This is a genomic window from Nocardia farcinica, from assembly GCF_029867845.1.
In the GTDB taxonomy this organism is placed as follows: Bacteria; Actinomycetota; Actinomycetes; order Mycobacteriales; family Mycobacteriaceae; genus Nocardia; species Nocardia farcinica_A.
Genome location: NZ_JARWRU010000061.1, coordinates 1 through 6,745, shown reverse-complemented (window position 1 = coordinate 6,745; position 6,745 = coordinate 1). Strand labels below are relative to the sequence as shown.

Here is a 6,745-nt window from a genome sequence, read left to right as displayed (position 1 = left end):
ACCGCGCGGTCGTCCCATGCCGCCAGCGCGGCGGCGGGCGGGACGCCGTCGATCCGCTCGGGCGGCAGGTCCGCGTACTCGGCCGCCGCGCCCCGCGCCTCCTTCAACACCGCGGGCAGCCGGTCCGGGTCGCCGCACCAGTGCGTGACCAGGTGGTCGGCGGTGTCGATGTCCCAGGCCGCCACCTCGACGATCGTCTCCAACCGCACCTCGGCCAGCAGGCCGGTGTCCTCGCGGCGCTGCGCGGAGGCGATGTGCGCGGCCACGTCCCAGCGTGACAGCCTGCCCCAGAACCACACCGACTCAAGGCCGACCTCGCTGCGCGCGCCGCCGAGGAAGGACGGCAGGTCGAAACGGGAGCCGATCACCACGAAGGTCGGCCTGGCGTCCGGCGGCAGCGCCCGCGACTCGCACTCCACGCGTTCGAGCAGCCGGGGCAGCTCGGCGCGCGCCTGCTCGCCCAGGTCGACGGCGGCCAGCACCAGCACCGTGTCCGCCAGGTCGGCGCAGGCCAGCAGATCCGGCACCGTGGGCACCGGTTCCCAGCACAGGTCCGAGACCGCGGCCAGCACCGACTGGCTGGGATCGGGGCTGACCCGCCGCGCCTCCCGGCCCGAGGCGCGGAAGCGGTCGAGGACCGCGTGGGCGAGGTCGTCGGCGAACAGCTGATCCTCCGACAGCCGCCGGGGCAGGGTCGCCACCACGTGCCTGCCGTCGCCGACGGTGATCTCGTCGACGAAGGAACGAGGGCCGGGCAGCTGCCAGATGCGCGCGTCCACGGTCACCCGAGCACGGTGCCCGCGGCGGTCAGCGTCACCCGGTCCAGCACCCAGCCGTCCTCGGTGCGAGCCACCAGGTCCAGGGCAGCGAGTATGCCGAGCGCCGGTCGCGGGTCGCCGCCGAGGATCTCGGTCAGGTCGGCGTCGGTGACCGGGATCGGGTCGGCCAGCTCGAAGGTGCCCGATGTGCTCGCCACCGCCGCCCACTCGGTCACCACCCGTCGGTCGGCGCCGCAGGCGGCGAGCAGTTCCTCGGCGCGGGCGGGAGTGCGCAGCGAGGCGGCGACCAGTTCCAGCGCCCGCTTCGGCTGGCGGCCGTTGTTCACGTGCTCCATCGCCTCCTCCACCAGCGCGGGCCAGCCCGAGGTGACGTAGTGCAGTTGCTCGCGCAGCTCGGGGGAGTTGAACGGAGTCTCGTGCCAGAACCGCAACTCCTCCATCGACCACCGGCGCAGCGGCACCACCGTCACCTCGCGCGAGGGCGGGGCGAACGGCAGGCAGCCCGGGCCGGCCACGATCACCGTGGTGCCCGTGCCGCGCGCGCCGAGGGCGGCGGCGACGGCGGTCAGGTCGTGGCCGGAGCCGTTGCCCAGGTCGATCAGCAGATGCTTGGGCAGCCGGGCGAATTCGGCCGGGTCGGTGGGCAGTTGCGCGGGCGTGAGCTGCTGCATGTCGAGGTTCTGTTCGCGGGCGGCGACGGTCAGCGCCTCCACCACGCGGTCGCGGCCGAGCGCGTCGCTGCCGGTCACCACGCGCACCTTCGGCACACCCTTGTCGCGCTTCAGCAGGACCGCCAGGTCGTAGTCGGTGAGCGAGGAGCGGCGCGAGCTGATCCTGGTGGCCCCGCCGAGCACCCGGCGGTTCATCGTCGGGTTGTACTCGTGCGGCAGTTCCAGCAGCGTCGGCGCCTCGGACAGTTCCCGGTCCAGCGCGGCCCTTGTGCCGAGCAGGCCGAGGATGTGCGGGCTGCGCAGGCCGTAGCTGTACTCGCCCCACGCGGTGTTCTCGTTCCTGCGGTGCAGCACGCCGAGGCCGACCATCTCGTCCAGATAGCTGCGGAACCGCGCCTCCGGCAACACATCCCGCGCGAAACCGACCTCCCAGAAGGTCTCGCACTGTTCGCGCAGCTCGCTCACCGAGAAGCTGGCGCCGGGCTCGGCGTCCATGCTGTTGAGCGCGACCACCAGGGCGATGATCCGGTAGCGGGCGTCGAGGTTGATGGTCCAGCGGAAGCGCTGCACGATCAGGTCGCGCACGTCGCGTTCGGCGTAGACCGCGTCCACGTGCTGGGCGGTGATCTCGATCCGCCCGCCCGAGGGCGGCAGCTGCTGGGTCTGCATCCGCCGCACCAGCGCGTCGCACAGGATCTGCACCAGGCTGGCCTGGTAGTTGGTGTAGAGCAGCAGCCGCCACACCACGTCGGGGGATCGGAAGGTGTAGCCGAGCGCGCGCATCGGGTCGACCACCAGGTTGTAGGCGTCCTGGCTGCGCAGCGGCCCGATCAGGATCTCCTGGCCGCCGTGGCCGACCGGGGTGTTTGGCAGGTCCTGGAAGCGCTGCACCTGGTGCAGACCGGCGAAGACCGGCTTGAGCCGCCGGTTCGAGGTCTCCATCAGCTTCTTCAGCCCCTGCAGGGTGGGGAACTCGGCGCTGCGGCCGGTGTTGCGGCCGTACCGGGAGTCCGCGGTCAGGAAGTTGTCGGCCTCGTCGAGCAACAGCAACAGCCGGTTGGACTCGTCGGCGGCCAGCCACTCCCTGATGTAGCGCGAGACCACCTCCTCGCTGGAACCGCGCCCGATATCGGTCACGCCCGCCGACTTCAGCCGCTCGGCCAGCTCACCCCACAGCTTGGTCGGCTCCAGCATCTCGCCGATCGCCGCCGCCTTGAGATCGATGTACACCGCGATCCGGCCGGTGCGCCGCTTGCGCTGGTTGTTCTCGTCGACCTCGGGCGGATCGGTGAACATCCGCTCCACCCGGCGCAGCAGCGCCGACTTGCCCAGCTGGCGGCCGCCGTAGACGAACATCGGCCCGGTCGGCGACTCGATCTGCGCGCGCTCGTCCTCGCGCCCGACGAACACCTCGTCGGGCACCTCGCCGCCGGCGAACGGGGTGTAGGGGTTGAAGGCGGTGAACGGCAAGGTGACCCGCTGGGTGTAGCGCCAGCCCGGCTCCGGCCGCGTCGACAGCCAGGCGATCACCGCGTCGTCGATCACCAGCGGCGAGAAGCCGCGCCCCTTGCCCGGCGTGCACAGCCCGCGCAGGTCGCGTCGCTGCTGGGCGTCGAGCACGCCGAAGTACAGGATGATGTTCGGCCTGGTCCGGCGCGACTCCGGGATCAGTTCCAGCAGCCTGCTCGGGGTCACGTTGTGCCACACCAGCGTCAGGTCGTAGCGCCCGTGCGACTGGGTGCCCAGTGCGGGCACATAGGACCGGTCCACCGGATTGGCCTTGGCCTCGAAGGCGGCGAAACCGGCACGCTGGGTGTTGGAGATGTCCTTGAGCCAGCTCTGACTCGGCGGCACCAGCCCGATCATGCGCAGCACGTGCGCGATCAGCAGCCGCGACTCGTTCTTCTGACCGCCCAGCTTGGACTCGCGCAACTCCTCCCAGGCGCGCAGGCCCTGATCGAGATGCCGGTTCTCGATGGCGCCGGGGGCCCGCAGCAGCGAGCGCACCGCGGTCACCACCCGGCGGTTCTTGGCCTGTGCGGCGACGGCGGCCGCCACCACGCGGGGGAAGAAGGCGGTGAAGTCGTCGGCGGTGTCGGGTTCGATGTCCGGCAGCGGCGAACCGGTCTGCAGACGGGTGAGGAAGTCGACGGCGAGCACCTCGTCCTCGCCGTCGATCAGCGCCAGCAGCCGGTCCTTGTCCTCGGCGGCCGCGTCCAGGGCCCTGACCTGCGCGCGCAGGTTCTCCCGGTAGGCGTCCAGATGCGCGCGGCCGTCCTCGATCAGGGCGTGCAGCTCGCGGTCGGCGAGGTCGTAGCGCTCCGGGTCGGGGGTGAGCAGCGACTGCATCTGCGCGGTCAGCTCGCGGGCGCGGTCGTCCTCGTAGAGGGCGCGGTGCCTGGCCGCCAGCCAGCGCATGGTCTCGATCTGCGCGTTGTGCCGTTCACGGGCGCGGTGCTCGGCCCTGGCCACCAGGTCGCCGGAGGCATCCTCGGACATCGGCAGCCCGTGCTCGGCCACGTAATGCCGTGCCGCGGCGATGTTCCCGCTCTCCAGGTAGCCGTTGACCACCGTGACCGCGTCGCGCCCGGCGAACAGCAGCGACATCTCCGTCAGGGTGGCCGGGCGCACCGGCTCGTTCGCCTCGTCGCGCTCCAGCTCGAACAGCGGCTCCAGGCCCTCGTTGAGCACCGTCGCCAGCGACACCCCGCGCGGCTGGTCGGCGCCGGGCGCCGCCATCCAGTTCAGCAGCCGCAGCAACGCCGCCTCCCCGACGGTGTTCGGTTCGATCGAGGGACGGTAGGACTCCGCCAGCGTGATCAGCTGATCGGCCGAGGAGGCGTGGTGGGCGCGTGAACCCCGCACACTGTCGCGCAGTTCGACGAACCGCACCAGCAGGTCGCCCACCTCGGCCAGATTGTGCTCCAACGACCGCCGGGCGCCTGCGATGATCTTCTTCCGGCGCGCGTCGACCAGCTCCTGCGTGGTGTCGTCGATGACCCGCTCGCGGCCGTCGCGGTCCCGCAACAGCTCCGCGGCCTCGAACACCTCGCGCCACCGCTCGTCGTCGGCGTCGACGGCTTCGATCCCGCCGTCCGACAGCTGCCGCACCGTCGTCAATGCCGCGCCGATCAGCTGACCCGGCCTGGTCAGGTGATGCAGCACCTTGGTGGCCAGCTCGAATTTGATCACCTTCTTCGACAGTGTGTCGAGCAGGGTGCTCGCCTCGCGGCCGATGGCCTCCCAATCGGCCGCGGTCCCCGCCGCCGCACCGGCGTCGTTGCCCAGCCGCAGCCCGCGTACCCCCGCCTCACGGGCGAACTCGATGATCTCCTTGATCTGCGGCTCCAGCGCCGAGCGCTCCACCAGCGTCGGGATGGAGACCGGGAAGAAGCCCAGGCTCAGCCCGGAACGCACCGCCCCCGCCAGCAACACCCTGGCCTCATCGGTCTGCAACTCGGCCACCGCGGCGTCGGTCGGCACCACCCGCGACAGTTCCAGCGACAGATAGGTGGGGGAGCAGGTGAAAGCCGCGCAGAAGAACCGCAGGATCTGCTTGCGCTGCGCGGTCTCGTTCGCCGCCTCCGCCAGCAGCACCGCCGCCGCGTCGGCACGCGCGGTCAGCAGGGAGGCGATGTGGGGCGGGCTGCCCGCGTCCCACGGATAGTTCATCGCCTCACCGTCGGGACTGCGATTGGCGCGCACCTGTTCCGGGATGGGCGCGGCGGCCGGCCGTCGCGGCGCGGGCGGGGCGGGCGCGGGCGGAGCCGGGGCGGGCGGCGCGGGACGTTTCGGGGCCGCGGTCCTGGTTGCCGCGTCGTAGCGGGCGGCGGGGGCCGCGCCGGTGAACGCGGAATCGCCCTGCGGTGGACGAGAGCGGAACAGGCCGTCGATGTCCCTCGGCGGGACCGGACGCTCGGTGTGCAGGGCGGTGTCCGTGTGCTCGGCCTCGGCGACCTCCCTCGGGGTGGGGAAGGCGGGACGGCTCGTCGGGGTGCCGGTCGGGGTGGCCGCCGGAGCGCTCGGCTCGTCCGTCCCGAGCCGCCCGCCCGCCGTAGCGGCCGCATCCGCGATAGCGCCGTCGCCGGCATCGGTCCGCGCGCTGTCCACGGTCGCGCTGTCCACGGTCGCGCTGTCCGTCCGGTCGTCGACCGGCGCCACGGCCTGCCCATCGGTCCGGCTCGCGAACTCGGCGTCACCCGACGCTCCGATCTCGGTCTCGGTCTCGGTCGGGGCGCAGTCCGGTCGCGCGCTCGCGTCGCCGGGCCGAGCAGGTTCGGGGCTCGGCTGCACGGTTTCGTCGACCCGGTGGGTTTCCGTGCTCGGGGGGGGCGCGACGGCCGGGGGCGCCGCGCTGGGTGACGTGGGCGCGGCGGTCGGTCGCGCCCCCGCGTTCGGGTCGTTCTGCCCGTGCTCGGTGCTCGATAGCGCGGTCACGCCGTCGGATTCCGTCGCCTCGGCACTTCGCTCGGCGACTCCGGTGTCGGCCGGCGCCGACGGCGTAGTCGGTGGAGCCACCACGGATTCCGCCCGGTCCGAACTGTCGGCCGTCGGATCGGCCACGGCTACTCCATCGTGCGCGGCGGACTCCGTGGCGTGGTTGTCGTGGGCGTCCGGGGTTCGGCTGTCGTCTCGCGTGTTCCCGGTGTCGCGCCCGCCGAGAGCGCCCCCGGTGTCGCGCCTGTCCCCGGACTCGTGACCGTCGGGTGGGACGAAGAAGGTTCCGGCGCGCACCTCTTCCTCGTTGGCGAAACCGAGCGGCGCGAGCGCCTGGGGGATGAGGTGGTCGAGCCCGTTGGCGCGATAGGAGGCCACGACGAGGTCGGCGGCGGCGCGCCGCCGCTGGTACTCGTCGAACTCGCGCACGGCGGTGTCGAGCATCTCGCGGGCGGTGTGCAGCGATCCGTCACCGTTCCAGCGGGAGCGCAGCGGCGATCGGCCGAGGGCGTCCAGATGATCGGTGGCCTCGCGTGCCCAGTCGGTCGCCGAGGTCGCATCGACATCGCGGGGGCGTCCGGCCTCGGCCGCGTCGGCGGCGGCGCGCAATCGGGCGGCGACCGACCTGCCGAGGTCGAGCAGTTCCTCGGTACGGCGCAGGAGTGCGAGGATGTCGTCGGTTCCGATGGCTGCTTCGCGGGCGGCCGGCACTGATGCGTCCTCGTCGTCGGTGGGCAGGGGCGGCGTCGTCTGGGCACGGGCGGCGTCGTCGGGTGGACGGGGGAGGCCCCCCGCCTTCCGGCGGCCCCCCCCACGAGCGCGCCCCCCCCCCCCAAACCCCCCCCCCCCCCCCCCCCA

2 protein-coding genes are annotated in these 6,745 nt (G+C 72.7%); both read right to left on the bottom strand.

The window, feature by feature from the left end:
* Nucleotides 1-785: hypothetical protein (locus tag QH283_RS00975; protein WP_280501132.1), on the bottom strand; the 785-nt coding region annotated here is incomplete at its 3' end.
* Complete coding sequence (locus QH283_RS00970) at nt 782-6,598, bottom strand: AAA family ATPase (RefSeq protein ID WP_280501131.1); 5,817 nt, start codon at nt 6,596-6,598, stop codon at nt 782-784. The genes QH283_RS00970 and QH283_RS00975, both read right to left, overlap by 4 nt.
* Between the last annotated feature and the right edge of the window lie 147 nt (nt 6,599-6,745).